The sequence below is a fragment of the Janthinobacterium sp. 67 genome, from assembly GCF_002797895.1.
GTDB lineage: Bacteria > Pseudomonadota > Gammaproteobacteria > Burkholderiales > Burkholderiaceae_D > Janthinobacterium.
This window is the reverse complement of record NZ_PGES01000001.1, coordinates 1,687,492-1,712,287: the sequence shown is the minus strand read 5'-3', so window position 1 is coordinate 1,712,287 and position 24,796 is coordinate 1,687,492. Positions and strand designations below refer to the sequence as shown.

At 63.6% G+C, this 24,796-nt stretch carries 21 protein-coding genes; 7 read left to right on the top strand and 14 right to left on the bottom strand.

Features of this window, described 5'->3' with window-relative positions; genetic code table 11:
* Positions 1–14: 14 nt before the first annotated feature.
* From CLU90_RS07675 to CLU90_RS07660, 4 genes are all read right to left on the bottom strand, one after another.
* A complete protein-coding gene (locus tag CLU90_RS07675; protein WP_100427602.1) occupies positions 15–404 on the bottom strand; it encodes a nuclear transport factor 2 family protein in 390 nt (129 codons plus the stop codon).
* Entirely contained in the window at positions 404–616 is a 213-nt protein-coding gene (locus CLU90_RS07670) for a hypothetical protein (RefSeq protein ID WP_092709745.1), read from the bottom strand. The genes CLU90_RS07675 and CLU90_RS07670 overlap by 1 nt, the downstream gene beginning before the upstream one ends.
* Before the next feature lie 51 nt (positions 617–667).
* A complete protein-coding gene (locus tag CLU90_RS07665; RefSeq protein WP_157808771.1) occupies positions 668–1,171 on the bottom strand; it encodes a DUF2939 domain-containing protein in 504 nt (167 codons plus the stop codon).
* Positions 1,172–1,295: 124 nt separating this feature from the next.
* Positions 1,296–1,742, bottom strand: a complete 447-nt coding sequence (locus tag CLU90_RS07660; RefSeq protein ID WP_092709737.1) for a DUF2939 domain-containing protein — start codon at positions 1,740–1,742, stop codon at positions 1,296–1,298.
* Positions 1,743–1,854: 112 nt separating this feature from the next.
* On the opposite strand from CLU90_RS07660, the gene CLU90_RS07655 reads away from it, so the two are divergent.
* On the top strand, positions 1,855–2,694 hold the full coding sequence (locus CLU90_RS07655; protein WP_100427600.1) for a hypothetical protein: 840 nt from the start codon (positions 1,855–1,857) through the stop codon (positions 2,692–2,694).
* A gap of 15 nt (positions 2,695–2,709) precedes the next feature.
* Entirely contained in the window at positions 2,710–4,917 is a 2,208-nt protein-coding gene (locus CLU90_RS07650; RefSeq protein ID WP_100427599.1) for an acylase, read from the top strand.
* An 80-nt stretch (positions 4,918–4,997) separates the two neighbouring features.
* Here CLU90_RS07650 and CLU90_RS07645 read toward each other — a convergent pair whose 3' ends face one another.
* The 3 genes from CLU90_RS07645 to CLU90_RS07635 all read right to left on the bottom strand — a co-directional run bounded on the left by CLU90_RS07645 (position 4,998) and on the right by CLU90_RS07635 (position 8,864).
* Positions 4,998–5,957: an IS110 family transposase gene (locus tag CLU90_RS07645; protein WP_100427598.1), complete on the bottom strand. Its 960-nt coding sequence runs from the start codon at positions 5,955–5,957 to the stop codon at positions 4,998–5,000.
* Positions 5,958–6,294: 337 nt separating this feature from the next.
* Positions 6,295–7,476, bottom strand: coding sequence for a trans-sulfuration enzyme family protein (locus CLU90_RS07640; RefSeq protein ID WP_092709731.1), 1,182 nt, complete (start codon positions 7,474–7,476; stop codon positions 6,295–6,297).
* Positions 7,473–8,864, bottom strand: a complete 1,392-nt coding sequence (locus CLU90_RS07635; protein ID WP_442906678.1) for a pyridoxal-phosphate dependent enzyme — start codon at positions 8,862–8,864, stop codon at positions 7,473–7,475. Before CLU90_RS07635 ends, CLU90_RS07640 begins: the two co-directional genes overlap by 4 nt.
* A 294-nt stretch (positions 8,865–9,158) precedes the next feature.
* Here CLU90_RS07635 and CLU90_RS07630 point away from each other — a divergent pair, with 294 nt between their 5' ends.
* On the top strand, positions 9,159–9,707 hold the full coding sequence (locus CLU90_RS07630) for a thymidine kinase (protein WP_086136657.1): 549 nt from the start codon (positions 9,159–9,161) through the stop codon (positions 9,705–9,707).
* A 1-nt stretch (position 9,708) separates the two neighbouring features.
* On the opposite strand, the gene CLU90_RS07625 is transcribed toward CLU90_RS07630, so the two are convergent.
* Positions 9,709–9,981 (bottom strand): putative signal transducing protein, encoded by a 273-nt coding sequence (locus CLU90_RS07625; protein ID WP_100427597.1) that lies wholly within the window; start codon positions 9,979–9,981, stop codon positions 9,709–9,711.
* A 49-nt stretch (positions 9,982–10,030) separates the two neighbouring features.
* A complete protein-coding gene (locus CLU90_RS07620) occupies positions 10,031–12,001 on the bottom strand; it encodes a methyl-accepting chemotaxis protein (protein WP_198511169.1) in 1,971 nt (656 codons plus the stop codon).
* Between the two features lie 520 nt (positions 12,002–12,521).
* Here CLU90_RS07620 and CLU90_RS07615 point away from each other — a divergent pair.
* Complete coding sequence (locus CLU90_RS07615) at positions 12,522–14,792, top strand: carboxy terminal-processing peptidase (RefSeq protein WP_100427596.1); 2,271 nt, start codon at positions 12,522–12,524, stop codon at positions 14,790–14,792.
* 197 nt (positions 14,793–14,989) lie between these two features.
* On the opposite strand, the gene CLU90_RS07610 is transcribed toward CLU90_RS07615, so the two are convergent.
* Positions 14,990–15,916, bottom strand: coding sequence for a LysR family transcriptional regulator (locus tag CLU90_RS07610; RefSeq protein ID WP_100427595.1), 927 nt, complete (start codon positions 15,914–15,916; stop codon positions 14,990–14,992).
* 106 nt (positions 15,917–16,022) lie between these two features.
* Between CLU90_RS07610 and CLU90_RS07605 the strand changes: the two genes are divergently transcribed.
* Positions 16,023–17,237 carry an MFS transporter gene (locus CLU90_RS07605; protein ID WP_100427594.1) on the top strand — a complete coding sequence of 405 codons (1,215 nt, stop codon included), beginning with the start codon at positions 16,023–16,025 and terminating at the stop codon, positions 17,235–17,237.
* A 164-nt stretch (positions 17,238–17,401) separates the two neighbouring features.
* On the opposite strand, the gene CLU90_RS07600 is transcribed toward CLU90_RS07605, so the two are convergent.
* Positions 17,402–18,085, bottom strand: a complete 684-nt coding sequence (locus CLU90_RS07600) for a pentapeptide repeat-containing protein (protein WP_232731117.1) — start codon at positions 18,083–18,085, stop codon at positions 17,402–17,404.
* A gap of 307 nt (positions 18,086–18,392) precedes the next feature.
* Here CLU90_RS07600 and alaC point away from each other — a divergent pair, with 307 nt between their 5' ends.
* Both alaC and CLU90_RS07590 read left to right on the top strand, forming a co-directional pair.
* Positions 18,393–19,610 (top strand): alanine transaminase, encoded by a 1,218-nt coding sequence (gene alaC, locus CLU90_RS07595; protein WP_092709708.1) that lies wholly within the window; start codon positions 18,393–18,395, stop codon positions 19,608–19,610.
* 360 nt (positions 19,611–19,970) lie between these two features.
* On the top strand, positions 19,971–20,774 hold the full coding sequence (locus CLU90_RS07590) for an alpha/beta fold hydrolase (protein ID WP_100427593.1): 804 nt from the start codon (positions 19,971–19,973) through the stop codon (positions 20,772–20,774).
* A gap of 169 nt (positions 20,775–20,943) precedes the next feature.
* Here the strand turns inward: CLU90_RS07590 and glpK are convergent, their stop codons facing one another.
* The 3 genes from glpK to CLU90_RS07575 are packed head-to-tail and all read right to left on the bottom strand — an operon-like array spanning position 20,944 to position 24,795.
* Entirely contained in the window at positions 20,944–22,434 is a 1,491-nt protein-coding gene (gene glpK, locus CLU90_RS07585) for a glycerol kinase GlpK (protein WP_100427592.1), read from the bottom strand.
* Entirely contained in the window at positions 22,431–23,990 is a 1,560-nt protein-coding gene (gene glpD / locus CLU90_RS07580; protein ID WP_100427591.1) for a glycerol-3-phosphate dehydrogenase, read from the bottom strand. The genes glpK and glpD overlap by 4 nt, the downstream gene beginning before the upstream one ends.
* Before the next feature lie 43 nt (positions 23,991–24,033).
* Positions 24,034–24,795, bottom strand: coding sequence for a TSUP family transporter (locus CLU90_RS07575; RefSeq protein ID WP_092709695.1), 762 nt, complete (start codon positions 24,793–24,795; stop codon positions 24,034–24,036).
* Between the last annotated feature and the right edge of the window lies 1 nt (position 24,796).

The following is a 24,796-nucleotide window of genomic DNA, read 5'->3' as shown; positions in this document are numbered from 1 at the left end:
CATGGAATACTTGTTCAAGCGGGTATCGGCGTACCTTGGTGAAAGGTCATCTGCCAGCGGCCGTCGCGCCACGTCCACAGCGAACTGCGCAAGCTGGCGCTGGCGGGCAGGACGCCCATGGCGTGCCGTTGCGAACGGTAGGTAACGAAGGCAACATCGTGTGCCAGCAAGCGGGCCTGGAAATCGCTGATGCTGCGCGGGCAAAAGTCTTCCGCCGGCAAGCCCGCCAGGGTGGCCGCGCGCGTCCAGAGCGTGCCCGAGCTGCCGAATTCGACGAACTCGTCGGCCAGCAGTGCCGCCAGCCTGGCGCTGTCGGCGCGCACGGCCTGGCTTTGCAGCGCCGCTTCCAGCGCCTGCAGCTGCGCCGCCAGATCCGTGGCGTCCGGCCTTCTCGATCCCGTCATCAGATGGGGAACGCGCCCGCGCCCGATACATTCAGGCTGGCGACCTTGTCGCTGGAAAAATACTTGATTTGTCCCAGGCCGATGGCGTAACAGCCGTCAGCCAGCGCGGTGATGGGTCCCGTCAGCTTTTCACCGCTGACCAGGGTGACGACCCAGGGTGTGGTGGCCGGTTTGGCCGCGTGGGCGAGTGCGTGGTGTACCAGGTCAGTCATGCTGCCTCCAAAGGAATGTGGGTGGGCAGATGATAGCAGTGCGCGGCCGTTTTACGCGTCGGCCAGCAGATTCTTCGGCAGCGCCACCGACGTGAGTTTCCAGCTCCACAGGCCGTCGCGCGTCAGGGTCAGTTCGCCGATGTGGCTTTTGCTGTGGGCGCGCTGCACGACGACACTGTTCCAGGAGGTGTAGCGCAGTTTGTAGTCGGGCTTGGTGTTGCGTTGGCGGCCGCTGATGTCGCTGACCTTGGCGAGCGGTTTTTCATAGCGGTCATTGAGCTTCATCAAGGCGACGATGCCTTCGGGCATCAGCATGGTGTCGAGCAGGGGATCGATGACGTCGGGATTGATGTCGTCGGCCACTTCCGGCGCCGAGAACAGGGCATGCAGTTGCTGCCCCAGGCTGCCGCGCAGCTGCGGCAGGTCGATCTGCTCGGCCAGCGCCTGCGTATCTTCCTCCATGGTTGCCGCACGGATCTTGTTCATGGTGACATACGGGCTGCCATAGAAGACGCCGGCCAGCGCGACCAGTACCGCTACAGCGAGAAGCATCATTCTTTTCATCTGCGATCTCTCGGATCCCTGGCGAACCCGTGCGCCTGAAGTGTTGGCATTCTACATAATATTTCTCAAAATCAATATAGCGGTTTAGGTAAGTGTTGTTTTGGATCAAGTTTTCTCAGAGTAATTCTGGCGGCAAGGTAATGTCCGTCAGTTTCCAGTCCCAGATGCCGTGGCGGCGCAGCAGGAACTGGCTGGCGGCGGGGCCGGCGCCGCTACGTCGCAGCACCACCTCATTCCACGAACGGTACGCCATGCCGAAGTCGTGGCGCTTGCCGTCCGCTCCCTGCTTGCCGTGCATGATCAATGTCGTGATGCCGGGGGGCGAGACGATGGTGTCGAGCATTTCCTTGAAATCGTCTTCATTGGCCGTCTCGCCGGCCGCCCGCAGCTGGCGCGCCACGCTGGCCCGCACGGCGGGCAGGTCCGCCTGCTGCGCCAGGTTTTCCAGGCGCACGGATTTCGCCGCGATGCTGATGCGGTACATGGCGATGTAGGGGCTGACCCAGGTGAAGCCGATGGCGGCAACGCCAAAAATGATCGCGGTGGCGTACTTTCTTTTCATGTTCCGTATTTTTGTATGAGCTGTGCCGCCGTGATTTTACCCGGCCAGGCATGGCGGATGGTGTAGCATTCGTGCCGGCGCGGACCATCGCGCCGCAATATTGAGGACAACCATGAATATCACTATCAATCAGGTGCTGCAGTCGTATATCGACCCGCTCACCGCCAGCGAGTACGCGGCGCTCGAGCGCAGCTTGCTGGCCGAAGGCTGCCGCGATGCGCTGGTGCTGTGGAACGACGTGCTGATCGACGGGCATAACCGCTACGCCATCTGCCGCCAGCACGGCATCGAATTCAAGACCATCCAGAACACCAGCTTTAGCTCGCTCGACGACGTCATGCTGTGGATGATCGACAATCATTTGGCGCGCCGCAGCGTGTCGGACTTCCAGCGCGGCGTGCTGGCCTTGCGCAAGAAGGAAATCGTCGCCGCGCGCAGCCCGGCACCCGTCAGCGCGGCCGATGCGCCCGAAGGCGAAAACGCGCCCAAGCCCCCCATGAGCACGCGCGAAGAAGTGGCCAAGGCGGCCCGCCTGAGCAGCAACCAGATCAGCCAGATCGAGAAAATCCAGAAGGCCGCGTCGCCGGAACTGGTGGAAGCCGTCCGTTCGGGCACGATCTCCATCAACGCGGCGGCCACCGTGGCGTCCCTGCCGCCGGAAGAGCAGGTGGCGGCCGTCGCCGGTGGCAAGAAATTGCTGCGCCAGGCGGCCAAGGAAATCCGCGAACAGCGCGCCGCCACGCGCACGCCGCGCGAGCCGAAAGCGCCCCACGTGTCGCAGGACACGCCGGAAACGGGCAACGAGCCGTGGGCCGAGAATGCAGCCCAGGCGCCGTCCGAAGCGGAGCGCCTGCGCGGCGAGATCGCCAGCCTGAAACAGAAGGTGGCGCAGCTGCAGGCGGAAAATGTGGAACTCAACCAGCGGATAGCCACCCTCATCGACGCATCCTGATTATAGGAGTAGTGCATGCCAGCTCGCCGTGCCTTGTTTGCCGCCATCGCCTGCGGCGCCGTCGCCGCTCCTCCCGTGCTGGCGGCGCCCGCCGTTTCTGTCGCGGACATGGCCCGCTGGCAGGCGCAGGCCGCCCATGTCAGCATCGCGCGCGACACCTGGGGCGTGCCCCATGTGACGGGCAAGACGGATGCGGATGCCGTCTTTGGCCTGATGTATGCGCAGGCCGAGGACGATTTCCCCCGCGTGGAACTCAATTACATCAACGCCATGGGGCGGCTGGCGGAAGTGGAGGGCGAACGGGAGCTGTACCGCGACTTGCGCATGAAGCTTTTCATCGATCCGCTTGAGCTGCAGGCGCAGTACCGCGCCAGCCCGCTGTGGCTGCGCAAGTTGATGGATGCGTTCGCCGACGGCCTGAATTTTTACCTGGCCACGCATCCGCACGTCAAACCCAGGTTGATCACGCATTTCGAGCCGTGGATGGCCTTGAGCTTCAGCGAGGGCAGCATCGGCGGCGATATCGAATCGGTCAACCTGGCGCAGCTCGAAGCGTTTTACGGCCAGCAGGCCAGGCCCGCCACCGTGGCGCTCGCCAGCGTGGAAACTGGCTTGGAGCCTGAGCCGAGCGGCTCGAACGGCTTCGCCATCGCGCCCGCGATCACGAAAAATGGCCATGCGCTCTTGATGATCAACCCGCACACCTCGTTCTACTTCCGTCCCGAAGTGCAGGTCACCAGCGGCGAAGGCCTGAATGCATATGGCGCCGTCACCTGGGGCCAGTTCTTCGTCTACCAGGGTTTCAACGAACGCCTTGGCTGGATGCATACCTCGGGCGGCGGCGACGTCATCGACGAATACCTGGAAAGCATCGTCGACAAGGATGGCGCATGGTTCTACCGCTATGACGGCGGCCTGCGTCCCTTGAAAGCCGTGCCGATCACCTTGCCATATAAACTGGCGAACGGCGGCATGGGCTCGAAAACCATCACCGTCTACTACAGCCACCACGGCCCCATCGTGCGCGCGCAGGATGGACGCTGGGTGGCCGTGCGCCTGATGAACGAACCGTTGGAGGCGCTCACGCAGTCGTATGCGCGCACCAAGGCGCGCGATTACGCGGCGTTCTACCAGACCATGGAACTGCGCACGAATTCCTCGAACAATACCGTGTACGCGGATGCGGATGGCAATATCGCCTATTTTCACGGCAATTTCATCCCCGTGCGCGACCCGCGCTTCAACTGGAAGCAGCCCGTCGACGGCAGCGACCCGGCCACGGAATGGAAAGGGCTGCACACGGTGGCGCAGACCATCACCCTGTTCAATCCGAAAAATGGCTGGATACAGAACACGAACAATTGGCCGTATTCGGCGGCCGGCGCCAACAGCCCGCGCCAGCAGGACTATCCGGCCTACATGTCCGTGTATGGGGAAAACGCGCGCGGCCTGCATGCCGTCAAGGTTTTCCAGAACAAGAAGGATTTCACGCTCGACAGCCTGATCGCCGCTTCCTACGACAGCGAACTGACTGCTTTCGAATCCTTGCTGCCGCCGCTGTTCGCGGCATACGATGCGCTGCCTGAGGGCGATGCGCAAAAGCTGGCGCTGGCCGACAAGGTGGCTCTGCTGCGTGCCTGGGACTGGCGCTATGCGCTGACGTCCACCGCCACTTCGCTGGCCGTATTCTGGGGCCAGGAACTGGCCGAACTGGCGGGCAAGCAGGCGCGCGAGCAGGGCGTGCCCGTGGTCGATTTTCTGGCGACCGAGAAGGTCACGGCGGCCCAGCGGCTGGCTGCCCTGGCGACGGCGGCGGACAAATTGCAACGCGATTTCGGCAACTGGCAAACGCCGTGGGGCGAAATCAACCGCTTCCAGCGCCTGACGGGTGACGTGGTCCAGCCCTTCGACGATGCGCAAGCCAGTTTGCCGGTGCCTTACGCGTCAGGCAACTGGGGCGCGCTGGCCGCGTATGGACAGAGCAGCAAGAGTACCACGCGCAGGATTTACGGCGAGCGTGGCAACAGCTTTGTCGCGGCCGTGGAATTCGGCCCGCGCGTCAGGGCGAAAAGCATCCTCGCCGGTGGCCAGAGCGGCGACCCGACATCGCCCCACTTCAAGGATCAGGCGGCCATGTATGCGCGCGGCGAGTTCAAGGAGGTGTTGTTCTATCCCGAGGACGTAAGCAGGCACCTGGAGCGCAGGTACCGGCCGGGGGAGTGATGTTGGTGGTGCGTCGGATTACGCCCTTGCGGGCTAATCCGACCTACACTACATGTTGCATGTAGATACTGTTATCCCCGTCAAGCGGCGTGCAAGGTCGGATCAAATATTTTTCCCGACCTGAGCACGCCGAATGCCACGTGCACCAGCTTGCGCATCATGGCGCCGATGATCAGTTTCTTTGCCTTGCCAGCAGCACGCAGGCGCTGACCAAAGCGCTTGCCCCAGGCTGTCCGGTACACGGTCACCATGGCGGGCATGTACAGCGCTTTGCGCAGGAAGCTATGGCCGACCTTCGACATGCGTGGCTTGCCACGTACGCTGGAACCAGACTCGTGCTGGCGCGGGTCGAGTCCCGCAAACGCCACGGCTTGCTTGGCGCTGTCGAAGCGCTCGGGATTGGCATAGTAGGACAGCAGCACCGGAATTGTCCGCTCTCCGAGGCCAGGAATGGTGTCGAGCAGCTCACGCTTGCCGCGCAAATCCGGGTCGTCATCGATATGCCGTCTGATGGCTCGGATCAGTTCCTTGATCTGGCCATCGAGCCAGGTGATGTGATCGACGATGCCCTGGCGTACCGCTGCACGCGCCACATCGAGCCGATTGCTTTCCTGCTGGCGCATGGCTTGCAAGGCTTCCATGCGCAGCACCATGGCGCGCAGTGCCTGTTCGGCCGGCGACGGCGCCAGCCATGGCTCGGGCTGGCGTTCATGGGCGAAGTCGGCGATCAGCTGCGCGTCGACTTTGTCCGTTTTCGTGCGCACCAGGCGCGAAGCGCCGAAGGCCTTGATCTGCGCCGGATTGATGACACTGACCAGCATGCCCCGTCCCGCCAGATATTCGGCCACCCTTTCCCAGTAGGTGCCGGTCGCTTCCATACACACACGCGGGCTGCCGGCCTCATGCTTGAGTAGCCATGCGTGCAGCTCGGTGTATCCTTTGTCATTGTTGTCTACTACCTTGTTACGATGCTTGCCATTGGGCAGGCGCAGCGCGCAGTCGAGCTTTGCCTTGGCAACGTCGATTCCCAGATTAAACATGCTGTGCTCCTCTTGCGATCTACCTTGTGAATGCGGGCTAACCGGCATGCCGGTGCCAAAGATACTGTCCGATCTTGACATTGAGGATGGGTAACTGGTGCGAGATCTACGAAACTGGCTCGAAGCCTAAGGGCGGATACGGCATCCAGTTACCCGGTCTTGATATGCCTACCAAGATTTTGACAGCGGTCGATACCGTTCGCAATATCACGAACGGCATGAAGGGAATAATACAAGGTCGGATTAGCGCAGCGTAATCCGACAAGCACCGCATTAAAACGCATCAAGTTCGTAGCAGTAGGTCGCATTAGCGCAGCGTAATCCGACAATCCCCCACTCAAATCGCATCGAGCGCCGTGCGCAGATCGTGGCGCAAATCCTCGATATCCTCGATCCCCACCGACAGCCGGATCAAGCCATCGCCGATGCCCAGTTTGGCCCGCTGTTCGGCAGGGATGCTGGCATGCGTCATCAGGGCAGGGTGCTCGATCAGGCTTTCCACGCCGCCCAGGCTTTCGGCCAGGGCGAATACTTCGCAGCGCTCGAGGAAGCGTCGCGCGCCGGCCAGGTCCGTATCGAGGTCGATCGAGATGATGCCGCCGAAACCGTCCATCTGGCGCTGCGCCAGCGCGTGCTGCGGATGCGAAGCCAGCCCCGGATAGAAGACTTTTTTCACTTCCTGCTGCTGTTCCAGCCATTGCGCCAGGGCCAGCGCGCTTTCGCAATGGCGCTGCATGCGGATGGCCAGGGTTTTCACGCCGCGCAGCGCCAAAAAGCTGTCGAACGGGCCGGCAATTGCGCCCACCGAGTTTTGCAAAAAGCCCAGTTGCTCGCGCCATTCCGCCTGGCGTTCTTCCGCGCCGACGATGGCGATGCCGCCGATGATGTCCGAGTGGCCGTTCAAATACTTGGTGGTCGAATGCACGACGATATCGAAGCCATGTTCCAGCGGGCGCTGCACGAGCGGACTGGCGAAAGTATTGTCGGCCACGGCGATGATGCCCCGCGCGCGGCAGATGTCGGCAATCGCCCGCAAGTCGGCCAGTTTCAGCATCGGGTTGGTGGGCGTTTCCACCCACACCATCTTTGTTTCCGGGCGCAGCGCGGCCAGCAGGTTTTCTGGATTCGTCAGGTCGACATACGTGAATTCGTGACCGGCCGAGCGCCGGCGCACCCGTTCGAACAAACGGTAGGTGCCGCCGTACATATCGTCGCCGGCGACGATATGGCTGCCCGCGTCCAGCAATTCCAGCACGGACGAAATGGCGGCCAGGCCCGAGGCGAACGCGAACGCCGCGCCGCCGCCTTCCAGGTCGGCCACGCAGCGCTCGAGCGCCCAGCGCGTGGGATTGTGCGAGCGGCCGTAGTCCAGGCCCTTGTGCACGCCGGGGCTGTCCTGCACGAAGGTGGAGGTGGCGTAAATGGGCGGCATGATGGCGCCCGTCGACGGGTCGGGCGACTGGCCGGCGTGGATGACGCGCGTGGCGAGGCGGCTCTTGCGGGTGGTTTCCTGGCTCAAGATAGTGTCCTGCGTAAGTGGTTGAGAAGGTCGAAGCGGGTGATCAGGCCATAGAAGGCGGCGTCGTCGGCAACGACGGCCGTCAAGCCCCGGTCCAGGGTGGCGCGCAGGGCGGGCAAGCCGCTCGAAGGCGCCAGCGTTTCGATCTGCGTCGTCATGGTGGCGCCCACCAGCGAGGCGAAATGCGCGGCGTCGCCCGAGACGTGCAGCAGCAAGTCCGATTCGTCGATGATGCCGACCAGTTGGCCGCCATCGATGACGGGCAGCTGCGCCAGGTCGCTGGCGCGCATGCGGTTGAAGGCCGTGAGCAGGGTGTCGCCCGGCGCCACGCTGACGACGTCGCCTTCGTCGTAGCGGCGCCCGATCAGGTCGCGCAAGTCGCCGGACACGGCCCGCTGCAACAGGCCCTGGTCGCGCATCCAGCCATCGTTGTAGACCTTCGACAGGTAGCGCGTGCCCGTGTCGCAGACAAACGTGACGACGCGCTTCGGCGTCGTCTGCTCGCGGCAGTATTTGAGGGCGGCGGCCAGCAGGGTACCGGTGGAAGACCCGCCGAGGATGCCTTCGGCGCGCAGAAGGGCGCGCGCGGAATCAAAACTTTCTTGGTCCGTGATGGTGTAGGCCTTGGTGACGCTGTCCATGTCGGCGATAGCCGGGATGAAATCTTCGCCGATGCCTTCCACGGCCCATGAGCCGCTCGTGTCGGCTACTTTGCCCGTGTCGATGTATTCGGTGAGGATGGAGCCTTGCGGGTCGGCCAGCACGAATTCGAGCTTCGGCTGCGCCTTGCGAAAGTAGCGGGTCAGTCCCGTCAGGGTGCCGGACGAGCCGACGCCGACGACGATGGCGTCCACGTCATGGCCGCTTTGCTCCCAGATTTCGGGCGCCGTCGTCGTTTCGTGGGCCAATGGATTGGCGGGATTGTTGAACTGGTCGGCGAAGAAGGCGCCCGGCAGTTCGCGCGCCAGGCGCGCCGCGTAGTCCTGGTAGTACTCGGGATGGCCCTTGCCCACGTCCGAGCGTGTGGTGTGCACTTCGGCGCCCAGGGCTTTCAGGTGCAGCACTTTTTCCGTCGACATCTTGTCGGGCACGACGAGAATCACGCGATAGCCCTTGATGCGGCCGACCAGGGCCAGGCCGATGCCCGTATTGCCGGCCGTCGCCTCGACGATGGTGCCGCCCGGCTGCAGGCGGCCGTCCGCTTCGGCCGCCTCGATGATGGACAGGCCGATGCGGTCCTTGATGGAACCGCCGGGATTTTGCGATTCCAGTTTCAGGAACAGCTGGCACAGGCCCGTGTCGAGCCTGGTCACTTCGACCAGCGGGGTATTGCCGATCAGCTTGTATAGCGCTGGCGGCTGGGATGGGGATGGCATTCGATCATTCATGGTGGCTCCTGTCAGAGAAACAACGGCTCCGGATTGTGTCCCGAGCCGCCTTCCGTGCCGCGCAGTGTAGGCGGGTGGACGAGTGCGGCGAACGAATGTTTATATGCTTGCATATGCGCGCTTCGCATATCGGCGGCAAGGTTCGCGATACGAGTATGCGCCGTTTTTTGCCCGCTTGCCGCGCCAATGGCGCGACTATTAAGCTGCCGCAAGCGCGCCATTGCGATTTATAATCACGCCTCGAAAAGGTGCTAAACAGTATCCAGAATAATCAGACAGACAGGGCAGGCGGCAGTGGCAAAACTTTATTTCCGGTATTCCGCGATGAACGCGGGCAAGTCGACGGCCTTGTTGCAGGTCGCGCACAATTATGAAGAGCAGGGCCAGCAGGTGCGCCTGTACACGGCCGCCATCGACAGCCGCTACGGCGTGGGCCGGGTCACCTCGCGCCTGGGCCCGCAGCGCCAGGTCGACATCTTCCACGCCGACACGAATTTCCTCGACGATATTCCCCAGGTGGCCTGTTTGCTGGTGGACGAGGCGCAATTTCTCAGCACGGCCCAGGTGCAGCAGCTGCACCAGCTGGCGCAAGTGAAGGGCGTGCCCGTCATCTGCTACGGCTTGCGCACGGATTTCAAGGGCGAACCGTTCCCCGGCTCGGCCTACCTGCTGGCGCTGGCCGACGATATCGAGGAGTTGAAGAATATTTGTACTTGCGGCAAGAAAGCCACGATGAACATCCGCGTGGATGAGCAGGGCCGCCGCATCAAGGAAGGCGAGCAGATCAGCATAGGCGGCAATGAAGCCTACCGCCAGGCGTGCGGGCGCTGTTTCTACTCGTAAATTAATCGGCGACGGGCGCGCCCACATCGGCATCATCCGACAAGGTCAGGTCGCCCCGTTCGAAGGCGGCCAGGATGTCATTGGCGCGCGCCACGTCGTGCTCGCGCACCATCACGCGGGCGCCGCCGATGGCGGCCGCCAGCAGCATGTCGGCCTGCATGTGCTGGTCGTCCGTCAGCAGCACGTCGATGCCGGCCGCCGCCAGGCAGCCGCGGATGACGTGCGCATCCGTGGGGATCATCAGCCGGGCAATCAAAACATAGTCGTCGTGCATTGCGTCTCCTGGCAAGGTGGTATGCGCCATCTTAGCACCGGCCCCGCTTTTACAGCTTGAACACGCTCACCACCTGGTTCAGCTCCTGCGCCTGCTCCTGCAAGGCGTCGGCGGCCGCGGCCGCTTCTTCGACGAGGGCCGCGTTCTGCTGGGTTACCTGATCCATCTGGGCGATGGCCTGGTTGACTTGCTCGATGCCGCTGCGCTGCTCTTCGCTCGCCTGCGCGATCTCGGCCATGATGGTGCTCACTTGCCGCACGCTGGCCACCACGGTATCCATGGTGGCGCTGGCCTGGCTCACCTGGGCGTGGCCCAGGTCGACTGTGCTGGCGGACGCCTGGATCAGGTCCTTGATGTCTTTCGCCGCCGCCGTCGAGCGCTGCGCGAGGGTGCGCACCTCGGTGGCGACGACGGCAAAGCCGCGTCCCTGCTCGCCGGCCCTGGCCGCTTCCACGGCCGCGTTCAAGGCCAGGATATTCGTCTGGAAGGCGATGCCGTCAATGACGCCGATGATGTCGGCGATCTTGCTTGAGGAGCTGCGGATGGCATCCATGGTGCTGGCCACCTGGGCCACGGCCGCGCCGCCTGTCGCGGCCAGGCTGGACGAGTCGTGCGCCAGCCGGCTTGCCTGCTGCGCGTGATCGACGTTCTGGCGCACGGTGGAGCTCAGCTCCTCCATCGAGGCGGCCGTTTCTTCCAGCGAACTGGCTTGCTGTTCCGTGCGGCTCGACAGATCCAGATTGCCGCTGGCGATTTCACCGGACGCCGTGGCGATTTGCCCGGCGCTGCCGCGCACGTTGCCGACCACTTGCGACAGGTTGTCGCTGATGCGGTTCATGGCGCGCAGCAGGCGGCCGATTTCATCCAGGCTGGTCGTATCGAGGTGCACCGTCAGGTCGCCGGCGGCGATCTGCGCGGCGGCCGTTTCGGCGGCGGCCAGCGGGCGCGACACGAGGGTGCGCACGAGCCAGTACAGCAGCAGGGCGAAGACGAGCAGGGCGATGAAGCCGGAAGCGGCCAACTGGTTGCGCAACTGGCGCGCTTCCGCCGTGATCTCGTCCGTGAACGTGCCGCCCGCGATGATCCATTGCCAATCCTTGAATTGACGGTAATACAGCTGCTTTTCGCGCGCGCTGGCAGCCGTTTCGCCGGGCGCCGTCCACGTGTAGCGCATGGCGCCGTCTTTTTGCGCCAGCATGTCCTGGATGAACAATCGCCCGTCGCTGGCCTTGAACTCGAGCGCGCTCTTGCCTTCGCTGTTCGGGTGCAGCACCAGGTGGCCGTAGTTGGCGCCGGGAGCCGTGTCGACGATATAGATGTAGCCCGTCTGGCCGATCTTGACCTGGCGAATCTTCTCTTTCAGCATGGCCAGATTCTGGCTGATATCGAGGCCGATGAACAGCACGCCCACCACCTTGCCGCCCGCGTCGCGCACGGGGTCGTACTGGGTGATGTATTGCTTGCCGAACAAGGTGGCCATGCCGACAAAGCGCTGGCCCGCGCGCAGCGGTGCATAGCTGGGGTGGTTGTGGTCGAGCTGGGTGCCGATGGCCCGTTCGCCATCTTGCTTTTTCAGCGAAGTGCTGATGCGCACGAATTCATCGCCATTGGCGGCAAAAATGGTGGCGATCACGCCCGTCTGGGCCGTGTAGCGGTCGACCAGGGCCGTGTCGAGGTTGAGCACTTTGCCGCCGTTGGCCAGCGCGGGCGTGGCTTTGCCGGCGACGGCCACCATGGCGCCCGTGTCGACCGTGAACGGGCCGGGAAATTCGGCCGCGAACAGGCGCGCGAAGCTGGCCGCCTCGTTGACCATGGCCGTATGGAATACTTGCGTGGTCGTCATGACGCTATTGAGCTCGCTGGTGACGGCCGCTTCGGCGCGCTGTTCCAGGGCGGTCGAGGTGCGGATGCTGATCAAGGTCGTCAGGCTGGCGAGGATCAGGCTGACGAGGGCAAAGGTGAACACGGTAATCTTGCCGCCGACACTCCAGTGGCGGGGGGAGAACGAAATTGTAGGCATAGTTTGAGTCTGGCAAAGGGTAATCAGCTCGGCCATTCCTGGTCATGACATGACACGCGGGGAGGGGATCTGGTGGGGAATACTGTTGAAACGGAGGCGCGCCGGCTGTGGGAGCCGCGCACGGGCAAGCTGGATTTCAGGGCGCGATGATAGCATGTTGCTTGCCTTTTGTTACTAAGTGTTTCCCGCAGGAATCAATATTTCGCGCAAAAACATCATCCATATCAAGGATCGCAAAAGCGACTCATTGACTTTTTTGATTTCAATGAAGATTTTTGCTCTTCGCCGCTGATGGGCGATGCAATTTTTGTCACGAATGTTTCACTTTGTAATGAATGAGGCATCGTCCTTAATCCGCGTTTAAGCTTCCGGGAAGAAACTGATATTCCTTGGGAGACTGCCAGGCCGTATCCTGTAGAATAATATGCAGACCAGTCGTGTATTCCCCTTACTGTCTTGCTGGCTGGCGCATGAATGTTGCGCCGCCTGGAATTGATTCAACTAATTTTCGGAGAAGCCGATGAAGAAGCAAATGATGCTGGTCACCCTGGTGCTTGCCCTGTCAGCCCACGCTGGCGCAGCCCAGACGGACAAGAGCGCCGCTCCTCCGCTACCCATGAAGCCACTGGCCCAGCAAACGCAGGCCGCCTTGTGGGCATCGCGCGTATTGACGCGCGTCCATTACAAGGCCATGCCGCTCGACGACGCCATGTCGGAGAAAATCTTCGACCGCTATTTCAAATCCCTGGACGCGGAAAAACTGTTTTTCGTGCAGGCCGACATCGACCGTTTCGCCCCGCTGCGCACCAAGCTCGACGACGCCATCGTCAATGAAGACCTGACGGCGCCGTTTGCCATCTACAATCTGTACCAGCAGCGTTTCGACGAGCGCATGGCGTATGCCCGTGAATTGCTGAAAACCAAGTTCGACTTCACGGCCGACGAGAGCTACCAGATCGACCGCGAAAAGGCCGCCTGGCCGAAGAATGACGAGGAAGTGCGCGACCTGTGGCGCAAGCGCGTCAAGAATGACTGGCTGCGCCTGAAACTGGCGGGCAAGGAAGACAAGGCCATCCGCGAAACGCTGGACAAGCGCTACGAAAGCTACACGACCCGTGCGCGCAAGCTCAACAGCGAAGACGTGTTCCAGATCTTCATGAACGCCTACGCCATGTCGATCGAGCCGCATACCAATTACCTGGGCCCGCGCGCGTCGGATAACTTCGACATCGCCATGCGGCTGTCGCTCGAAGGCATCGGCGCCGTGCTGCAGACGCGCGACGAATACACGGTGGTGCGCGAAGTCGTGCCGGGCAGCCCGGCCGGCCTGTCGGGCAAGCTGAAAGTAGGCGACCGCATCGTCGGCGTGGGGCAGGGCGAAAGCGGCCCCATCACCGAAGTGCTGGGCATGCGCATCGACGACGTGGTCCAATTGATCCGCGGCGCCAAGGACTCCGTCGTGCGCCTCGACATCCTGCCGGCCGACGCCGGCCCGGACGCCAAGCACGTCGTCTTGCCGCTGGTGCGCAAGAAAATCAGCATGGAAGAGCAGGCGGCGAAGAAATCGATCATCGAAGTGCGCGACAACGGCGTCAAGCGCCGCATCGGCGTCATTGCCCTGCCGACCTTCTACCAGGACTTCGAAGCGCGCCGCCGCGGCGACAAAGACTTCAAAAGCGCCACGCGCGACGTCAGCCGTTTGCTGGCCGAGTTGAAGAAGGACAAGGTCGACAACGTCCTGATCGACTTGCGCAACAATGGCGGCGGTTCGCTGAACGAAGCCGTCGAACTGACGGGCCTGTTCATCGACAAGGGCCCTGTCGTGATGCAGCGCAATGCCGAAGGCAAGGTCGACGTGGAAAGCGATACCAATACGGGCCTGGCCTGGGATGGCCCGATGGGCGTGCTGATCAACCGCGGTTCCGCTTCCGCTTCCGAAATTTTCGCCGCCGCCGTGCAGGATTACGGCCGTGGCGTCATCATCGGCGAAGGCAGCTTCGGCAAGGGCACGGTACAAACCCTGTTCAATCTCGACCGTTTCGGCGGCAGCGAGAAAGCCCGCTTCGGCGAGCTGAAAATGACCATCGCCCAGTTCTTCCGCATCAATGGCGGCACCACGCAGTTGCGCGGCGTCACCCCCGACATCAAGCTGCCAGCCATGTCGGACACGGAAAACTTCGGCGAATCGAGCTATGACAATGCCTTGCCATGGGTGGCCATCAAGCCGGCATCGTATATGCCGACGGGCGACCTGAAGGATATCGTGCCGCTGCTGGACAAGAAGCATGAAGCGCGCGTGGCCAAGGACAAGGATTTCCAGTACTTGCTCGATGACATCGCCCTCGTCGTCAAGCAGCGCAAGGAAAACCAGATTTCGCTCAATGAAACCGTGCGCCGCAAGGAGCGCGATGCCCAGGAAGCGCGCGCCAAGGCCCGTGAAAAACGCCTGATCGCGCAGATTTCGAATCCTGCCGACGACCTGGTGGTGATTCCCGATCCGAAGGACGTGCTGAAGGGGGCGAAAGCGGCCAGCAAGACGGCCAAGCAGATCGCCGCCGTGAAGGGCGCCTTGCGCACCGACGACGGCTTGCAGGGCGACGAGCGGGCCCTGAGCGCCGAGCTCGATGCCGAGACGGCCGCCAAGAGCGCCAAGGACGTGCTGCTGAACGAAGCGGCGCGCATCCTGGCCGATGAAGTGGCGCTGATCAAGGCCGATACGCGCATGGCTTCCAAGGTCTTGCCATATGGCGCGGATGCCAAGGCGACGCCGGTGGCGGCGACGGCGAAGTAATGAATACGGGTCAGACCCGTCGGGTCTGACCCCAGCTTTTGCTTTGGGGTAAACAGTAGTTATTCGTTTCGCGTATTTCTATCATTCCAACAATCAATTGGATTGATATGCCGCGATGCAGCATACTTCATCTGTCTCCTCTATTCTCCTCCAAGAAAATAGATTCAGCCCGCTCCCGTAGCGGGCTTTTTTTTGCCTCAGATTTTATGCGCGGGCGGTTGCACGTCGGGGTGGGCCGCCAGCAGGGCCGTGATCCAGCCGGCAAACGCCTGCAGCTTGGGCGTGGCCAGGCGGCCTTGCGGCGTCAGCAGCGACATCGGCATCGGCGTCGGCGAGCAGTCGGGCAGCACGGCCACCAGCGCGCCGCTGTCGAGGTGCTGGCGCACCTGGTACATGGCCGCCTGCGCCAGCCCCAGCCCTTGTAGTGCGCAATCGACGCTGGCGTCCGCGTCGTTGACGGCGATGGGCCCGGCCATCTGCACGCGCACGACCTCTTTGCCTTCCTGAAAATCCCAGTCGAAGGCGCGTCCCGTGCGTCCCGAGTAATGCATGATGCCCTGGTGTGCGGCCAGGTCGGCCAGGGCGTGCGGCGTGCCGTGCCGCGCCAGGTAGGCGGGCGCGGCGCACGTGACGAAGCGCATCAGGCCGACCTGCTTGCCGATGAAGGCGGAATCTTGCAAAGTGCCCACGCGCAAGGCGCAATCGATGCCTTCCTGCGTCAGGTCGACCAGGCGATCCGTCAGGCTCAGCTGCAGTTGCACGTCAGGCCAGGCGGCGTGGAATTGCGCGATATGGGGAATGACGAGGCGCCGGCCCACCGTGCTGGGCAGGTTGATGCGCAACAAGCCGCGCGGTTTTTTCGCGTCGGGGCCGCGAAAGGCCAGTTCCGCCGTATCGACGGCTTTCAGGATATCGATGCAATGGCTAAAGTATTCGGCCCCTTCCGGCGTCAGCGACAGGCGGCGCGTCGTACGCTGCAGCAGTTGGGTGCCCAGGTAGGCTTCCAGCTTTTGCAGGGTGGCCGTCAGCGCGGCGCGCGGCAAATTCAAGGTCTCGGCCGCCTTGGAAAAACTGTTGGCTTCGACGATGCGCACGAAGGTTTGCATGGCCTTGATCTTGTCCATCTTGATTGTTCATCTTATGTGAAAAGTATAAGTGGATTATGCCCTAATTATCTTTGCCACGGCTTTGTCTAGAATGGCCACATCCCTACCGAACCGAGGAAACAACATGAACAAGGCCTCATCTATTACTTCCCACGATATTTCACCCGCCATGGTGCTGCTGCTGGCCATCGCTTCCGGCCTCATCGTGGCCAATCTGTATTACGCGCAAACCCTCGTCGGGCCCATCAGCGCCTCGACGGGCCTGTCGGCCAAGGCGGCCGGGCTGATCGTCACCTTGACGCAAGTCGGCTATACCCTGGGCCTGCTGTTTGTCGTGCCCCTGGGCGACCTGCTGGAAAACCGCCGCCTGATCGTCACGGCCTTGCTGGTGACGGCCACGGCCCTCGTGGCGGCGGCGCTCTCGACGGGCGCGATCGTGTTCCTGGCCGCCGCGCTGGCCATCGGCCTCGGTTCCGTGGCGGCGCAAGTGATCGTGCCGTTTGCCGCCCACCTGTCGCAGGAAGCGACGCGGGGCCAGACGGTGGGCAAGGTGGTCAGCGGCTTGTTGCTGGGCATCATGCTGGCCCGCCCCGTGGCGTCGCTGGTGGCGGCCCATGCAAGCTGGCACGTGGTGTTTGGCGGCGCCGCCGTGCTGATGGTGCTGCTGGCGCTGGTCCTGCGCCGTGCCTTGCCCGTGCGCCAGCCCGTGTCGAGCATGAAATATTCGGCCCTGATGGCCTCGCTGTGGCATCTGTTGCTGGGCACGCCCGTGCTGCGCCGCCGCGCCGCCTATCATGCGGGCCTGTTTGGCGCCTTCAGCCTGTTCTGGACCGTCACGCCGCTGGTCTTGTCCAGCCCCGCGTTCGGCCTGTCGCAAACGGGCATCGCCATCTTTGCCCTGGTGGGCATGGCCGGCGCCGTCGCGTCGCCCATCGCCGGCCGCCTGGCCGATGCGGGCCACACCTTGCCGGCCACGGCCGTTGCACTGGCGCTGGGCATCGTCGCCTTTGCCTTGCCGATGTTTGCGCCGGAATCGAAACACGTGGCGCTGGGATTGCTGGTGGTCGCTTCCATCGTGCTCGACATGGGCGTGGCCGCGAACCTGGTGCTGGGCCAGCGCGCCATCTTCAGCCTGGGCGCGGAAGTGCGGGGCCGCTTGAACGGCCTGTATTTCGCCCTGTTCTTTGCCGGCGGCGCGGCCGGCTCGGCCATTGGCGCCTGGGTGTACGCGAGCTACGGCTGGCAAGCAACCTTGCTGACCGGTATGGCATTCCCCGGACTGGCCGTGCTGGTGTGGATGGGAGAATTTTTACCGCAAGCCGCGCGCCGCACGGCTTGAAACCCTGATGGCGCCTCATTATCACTGATGAGTATTTCTATCATCATGAAGATAAAGTGGCGTGATATGCCGCGATGCCGCAAGATGCACTTGTCTCCTCTATCTCCTCCAAGGAAATAGATTCAGCCCGCTTCCGTAGCGGGCTTTTTTTTGCCTGCGTTTTCTTAAATCACCACCAGGTCCAGCGCCCGCATGAAGTTCGCCGCCTGCGCATGCGTGATGACGGCGCCTTTCAGCAGTGCCGCTTCGTTCAATTTGAAACCGTCGATATCGGCGCCGCGCAAGTCCGCGCCCTGGAACTTCGCCAGTTTGATGGTGGCGTTGCGCAGGCTGCCCCCTTCGAAGACGGCGTCGCGGAAATCGCAGCCGGCCAGGTAGGCGTCGGAAAAATCCAGCTGTTTCAAGGTCGCCTTGCGGAACGAGAATCCCCGCAGGTCGGCGCCCACCAGCAGGCTGTCTTCGAAGGTGAGACCCAGGTGGGCCGCTTCCTCGAAAGACGCGCCCGTCAGCTTGCAGCCGCGGTAGGTGGCCGAGGCCAGCTTGGAACGCCGCCATTTCGTGTTGTTCAGGTCGCAGCCTTCGAAGCTGGCGTCGACGGCATCGACGGATTCGAAATCGGCGCTGCCCGCGCGGCAGCGGCGCCAGGTGCTGCGTGCCAGTTTGCTGGCGAACAAGTTGGTGTCGGCAAAGGTGCAGCGCTCGAAGGTACAGCCCTGCAAGTCGAGGCGCGACAAGTCTTCGCCGTCGAACGCGCAATCGATGAAGTGGCGCGCCGATTGCGCCAGTTGCTGCTCGATGCCGGCGCGGTCCAGGGTCATGCCGGTTACTGCGGTGTCGTGTGTTGCCATCCGTCTTCATTCCTCATCAAAGCAGGGGAGGGATGGCGCGGCGGGAAAATGCACGAACCAGTACACCTCCCCGGCTGGTGGTACAGCCAAGGGTCAGCGCCGCGGGTCCGCGTGGGCGGGAGCATGCCGGACTGTGCCGGGCACTTACCGGGTTACCAACCGGTGCGCTCATTTTCGATCAGCGCGTATTGTAGCGTGTCCAAATCGGCCTTGCCAGTTTCCGCAAGCTCGGGTTAGTATCGCTGCAGGCGCACGCATTGTGCCAACGTCGCTCGGACGGATCCGGGCGCTTACGTATAGAGATACCATGACCGACAGCCAAGCTCCGCGCAGCTTTTCGCGCATCAATCGTCTTCCCCCCTACGTTTTCAATATCACCGCCGAACTCAAGATGGCCGCGCGCCGCCGTGGCGAGGACATCATCGACATGTCGATGGGCAATCCCGACGGCGCCACGCCGTCCCACATCGTGGACAAGCTGGTCGAGACGGTGAAACGCCCCGACACGCACGGCTATTCCGCGTCAAAAGGCATTCCCCGCTTGCGCCGCGCCATTGCGCACTGGTACAAGAAGCGCTACGAGGTCGACATCGACCCGGACAGCGAAGCCATCGTTACCATCGGCTCGAAAGAGGGCCTGGCCCACTTGATGCTGGCGACGCTGGACCGTGGCGACACGGTGCTGGTGCCGAACCCCAGCTACCCGATCCATATCTGGGGCGCCGTCATCGCGGGCGCCGATATCCGCTCCGTGCGCATGGGGCCGGGCGTGGATTTCTTTGCCGAACTGGAACGGGCCATCCGCGAAAGCTACCCGAAACCGAAGATGATGGTGCTGGGCTTCCCGTCCAACCCGACGGCGCAATGCGTGGAGCTGGAATTTTTTGAAAGAGTCGTCGCGCTGGCGAAACAGCACAATATTCTGGTGGTGCATGACCTCGCCTACGCCGACATCACCTTCGATGGCTGGAAGGCGCCGTCCATCATGCAGGTGCCGGGCGCGCGCGACGTGGCCGTCGAGTTCTTCACCATGTCGAAAAGCTACAACATGGCCGGCTGGCGCATCGGCTTCATGGTCGGCAATGCGGAACTGGTGGCGGCCCTGGCGCGCATCAAGAGCTACCACGACTACGGCAGTTTTACGCCCGTGCAAGTGGCTGCCATCGCCGCGCTGGAAGGCGACCAGAGCTGCGTGACGGAGATCTGCGCCCAATACCAGCGCCGCCGCGACGTGCTGGTCAAAGGCTTGCATGAGGCGGGCTGGATGGTGGAAAAACCGAAGGCGTCGATGTATATCTGGGCGCACATACCGGAAGCGTATCGCCACCTGGGCTCGCTGGAATTTTCCAAGCTGCTGCTGCAAAAAGCCAAGGTCAGCGTGTCGCCCGGCATCGGTTTCGGAGAGTATGGCGATGAATACGTGCGCTTCGCCCTGATCGAAAACGAGGCGCGGGTGCGGCAGGCGCTGCGGGGCATCAAGAATATGTTGCGTTCTGGCGACGGGAAAGCGGAAGCGGCTGCATAAAGTTGCCGTACGGAATTGTCCGTTGCCCGTAATATCACTGCTGCGTATTTCTGACATCACGAATATAAAGTGGTTTTATATGCTGCAACGCGGCATCATTCACCTGTCTCCTCTATCTTCCTCCAAGGAAATAGATTCAGCCCGCTCCCGCAGCGGGCTTTTTTTTTGCGCGTCGCCATCACCGCTGTCCACCGCCGGCCACACCAGCGGCCCGCCGCCAGATCATCGGGCCAGGCCTTGCCCCTGCAAGAAGATCAGGTTGCCGCCAAAGCTGCAAAAATGACATTGTTGAGTGCTAGTATTTCGACACGCCTGCAGAAGCGGGCAGCCTGTCACCACTCTCCAATATCGGGAATCATCATGCACTCATTCATCAAGCCATTGTCCATCGCCGCCGTCGTGGGCACTTTGTTCGCCAGCGTCGTTCCTGCCAGCCCGGCTTCGGCGGCGGGCGTCGTCAAGCCCACCATCGTATTGGTCCATGGCGCGTTTGCCGATGCATCGAGCTGGGATGGCGTCGCCGCCATCCTGCAAAAAGACGGCTACACCGTCATCGGCGCGGCCAATCATCTGCGCAGCGTCAAGAGTGACGCCGATTCCGTGGCCCGTGTCGTCAACAGCGTGCCTGGCGCGGTCGTGCTGGTGGGGCACTCCTACGGCGGTTCGGTGATCAGCGCCGCTGCCCAGGCAGGCGGCAACGTCAAGGCGCTGGTGTACGTGGCGGCTTTTGCTCCCGATGCCGGCGAGACGGCCGCTGGCCTGTCCGGCAAATATCCGGGCGGCACCTTGGGTACGGCCTTGGCCAAGCCCGTGCCGCTGGCCGACGGCAGCAACGATCTGTTTATCGACCAGGCCAAGTTCCACGACCAGTTCGCCGCCGATTTGCCGGCGGCCAAGGCGCGCCTGATGGCGGTCGGCCAGCGTCCGATCACCGATGTTGCGCTGAACGAAGTCTCGCCTGCGCCAGCCTGGAAGGGTATCCCGTCCTGGTTTGTCTACGGCAAGGCAGACAAGAATATTCCGGCAGAAGCGCTGGCCTTCATGGCCCAGCGTGCCAATGCGAAGAAAACCGTCGTGATCGACGGCGCCTCGCACGTGGTGATGAGCTCGCACCCAGCGCAAGTGGCCAGGCTGATCGAGGAAGCGGCTGGCAGCGTCAGGTAGGCAAGCAGGGCATCACGTCAAGATATTGATGGGGCTTATCTTGCTCATCACAACACATGATTGGCATGATATGCCGCAATGCGTCAAGATGCACCTGTCTCCTCTACTTCCTCACAGGAATTAGATTCAGCCCGCTCCCGCAGCGGGCTTTTTTTTGCCCCGACGTTTCTCAGTGTTCTCCATTCCCCGTAAACCGCCGCACGGCCACCTCCCACTGCTGCATCAGGCTGGCCGCCTGGTCGCGCCCGATGGTGGGCAAGAACGTTCGGTCGGCGCGCCAGTGCGACGCCAGTTCGTCGGTGCCTTGATACAGGCCGATGGCCAGACCGGCCAGGTAGGCGGCGCCCAGCGCCGTCGTTTCGATCACCTGTGGGCGCACGACGGGGATGCCCAGCAAGTCGGCCTGGAATTGCAGCAGCAGGTTGTTGGCGCAGGCGCCGCCGTCCACGCGCAGTTCCGTGATCGGTGCTTGCGCGTCGCGCGTCATGGCGCCCAGCAGGGCGGCGCTCTGGAAGGCGATCGCTTCCAATGCGGCGCGGGCGATGTGGCCCACCGTGCTGCCGCGGCTCAGGCCCAGGATGGCGCCCTTGGCCGACGGTACCCAGTACGGCGCACCGAGTCCCGTAAACGACGGCACGAAGACCACGCCGCCGGAATCGGGCACGGAGGCGGCCAGGCCTTCCGCTTCGCCCGCGTGGCCGATGGCACCGAGGCCATCGCGCAGCCATTGCACCACGGCGCCGCCGATGAAAACGCTGCCCTCGAGCGCGTACGTGGGCTGCGCGCCCACCTGGCAGGCGGCCGTGCTGATCAGTCCATGCTGCGATTGCGCGCACTGCTCGCCCGTATTGAGCAGCAAGAAGCAGCCCGTGCCATAGGTATTCTTGGCCATGCCCGGCTTGAAGCAGGTCTGGCCGAACAGCGCCGCCTGCTGGTCGCCGGCGATGCCGCCGATGATGACGGGGCTGCCCAGTACATCCGCATCCGTTTCGCCATACACGTGGCTCGATGGATGGACGGATGGCAGCAGGCTGGCGGGAATGCCCAGCCAATCGAGCAGCTGGGCATCCCAGCAGCCTTCATGCAGGTTCCACAGCATGGTGCGCGAAGCGTTGCTGACGTCGCTCACGTGCAGGCGTCCGCCCGTCATCTTCCACGCCAGCCACGTGTCGATGGTGCCGAAGGCCAGTTCGCCGCGCATGGCCCGCGCGCGGGCGCCGGGCACGGCGTCGAGTATCCAGCGCAGCTTGGTGCCGGAAAAATACGGGTCGAGCACCAGGCCCGTCTTGGCATGGATGGCGCCGGCCAGGCCGCGCGCGCGCAAGTCCTCGCACAGCGCTTCCGTTCGGCGGTCTTGCCAGACGATGGCGTTGTAGACGGGTTCGCCCGTGGCGCGGTCCCACACCACGGTCGTTTCGCGCTGGTTGGTGATGCCCAGCGCGCCGAGCGCATCGGCCCGCAGGCCCGTCTTGGCCAGCACTGCGCGGCAGGTCTCGATCTGGCTGTGCCAGATTTCCATCGGATCATGCTCGATCCAGCCCGGCTGCGGGAACAGCTGGCGGAACTCGCGCTGCGCCACGGCGACGATGGCGCCTGATTCATCGAAGACCATGCTGCGCGAACTGGAGGTGCCCTGGTCGAAGGCCAGCAGATAGGTCATGCCGCCACCTCTTGCGCCAGATGGACGGCCAGCCACTGCTGCAGGCGCGCCACGTCGGCCGGCGTGCAGCGCAATCCCAGCTTGCTGCGCCGCCACAGGATGTCGTCGCTGCTCCTGGCCCATTCCACCTCGATCAGATAGTACGCTTCGGCCTCGTACAGGCCGGGCGCCAGCTGCGCGCCCAGGTCGGCCATCGAGGTGGCGCCCGTCAGCAGGCGCGCGGCGCGGCTGCCGTAGGCGCGCGCATAGCGGCGCGCCAGCGCGGGCGGCAGCCAGGCGTGGTCGCGCTGGAAGCGGCCGAGAAAGGCGTCGAAATCATGGCTGTCCACCAGTTGGTTTTCCTGCCGCAGGTCGCCGCCGGGCAGAGGCGCCTCGGCCGTCCACGCCGCGGCGCGATTGTCCAGCAGGGGCGCCAGCAAGCCCAGTGCTTCCTCGGCCAGCTTGCGGTAGGTGGTGATCTTGCCGCCCCAGATATTGAGCAGGGGCGCACCCGTCGCCACATCGCCGCGCGCCACCTCCAGCAGGTAGTCGCGCGTGACGGCCGAGGCGTTCTGCGCGCTGTCGTCGAGCAGCGGGCGCACGCCCGAATACGTCCACACGACGTCGGCGGGAGAAATCTCGCGCTTGAAATAGCGGTTCGCGGCCTGGCACAGGTAATCGATTTCCATCTGGCTGATCTTCACCTGGCTGACCTCTCCCTTGTATTCCTCGTCCGTGGTGCCGATCAGGGTGAAGTCGTCCTGGTAGGGGATGGCGAAGATGATGCGCTGGTCCGGGTTCTGGAAGATGTAGGCGTGCGGATGCTCGAACAGGCGCGGCACGATGATGTGGCTGCCCTTGATCAGGCGCAGCCCCTGCGTCTTGCCGCCGCCGGCCGCGCCCGCGAATTGCGCCGTCCACGGTCCCGCCGCGTTGACGATGGCGCGCGCGCGCAGCACCTGGCGCTGGCCATCCCCGGCTTGCAGGGTGGCTTGCCAGGCGCCGCCATCGCGGCGTGCATCGACGCAGGCCGTGCGCGTGAGGATGTGCGCGCCGTGTTCCTGTGCGCCGAGCGCATTGAGCACCACCAGGCGGGCGTCGTCGACCCAGCCGTCGGAGTACACGAAGCCCTTGCGGTAGCCGGCTTTCAACGGCGCGCCTGCCGCGTGGGTGTCCAGCGCGATGCCTTGCGAGGCGGGCAAAAAGGCCCGCTTGGCCAGGTGGTCATACAGGAACAGGCCCGCGCGTATCATCCAGGCGGGGCGCTGAGCGGCGTCGTGCGGCATGACGAAGCGCATCGGCCACATGATGTGGGGCGCGGCGCGCAGCAGCACTTCGCGTTCCTGCAGCGCCTTGCGCACCAGCTTGAATTCATAGTATTCGAGGTAGCGCAGGCCGCCGTGTATCAGCTTGGTGGACGCGGACGAGGTGTGCTGCGCCAGGTCGTGCTGTTCGCACAGCACCACGCGCAGGCCGCGGCCGGCCGCGTCGCGCGCGATGCCGGCGCCATTGATGCCGCCGCCGACGACCAGCAGGTCGCAGTCGGCGGGCAGGGAGGAAAAGCGGGAAGCGGACATGGAAGACTCGTCTGGTAAAAGTAAAAGAAAATTAAGTGCCGTCTCAGGCAAGCAGCGACAGCACGGGCGGCAGCACGAGGGCCAGGCCGGCGATCAGCAGCAGCACGAAGACGGCGCGGCGCACGTGTTCGATGGGCAGGCGCGAAGGGTGGCGGCGCGCCAGCCACGTCAAGCCCATCACCAGCGGCAAGGCCTCGAGGGTCAGCCAGAAGGCCGTCATGCTGAACTGGCCGTGCGCCAGCACGAGGGCCAGGCGCAGCACGGCATTCGCGGCGAACAGCACGATCAGCGAATGGCGGATCATGTCGGCCGGCCATGGCTGGCGGTACAGGTGGTACACCATGGGTGGGCCGGCGCTGGCGAACAGGCCGCCCATCACGCCGGATACGCCGCTGAAGAACAGAAACGAGGGCAGGCTTGACTGCCGCGCACGCGCGCTGGCGCGCAGCACCAGCATGAAGGCGCAGACGACGATGGCGCAGCCGAGCAGGAAGCGCAGCAGGCTCACTTGCTGCGCGCTGAACCAGCCCAGCAGGGCCACGCCCGCGCCCACGCCCAGCTGGCTGATGGCCAGCGAGGGGCCGAACACGGGCCAGGCCAGCCGCGGGCGCGTGCGGCCAAACGTGATGGCGGCGTTGACCAGCACCAGCACGCTGACGACGTTGGCCACGTCGCCCAGGCTGGCCAGGTGCAGCACGGCCGTCAGGCCCAGCAGGATCAGGCCGAAGGCAAATCCCGTCAGGTTCTGCGCCACGCTGGCCAGCGCCACGCAGGCCAGGAACAGCAGGTGCGACGCCACGCTCATG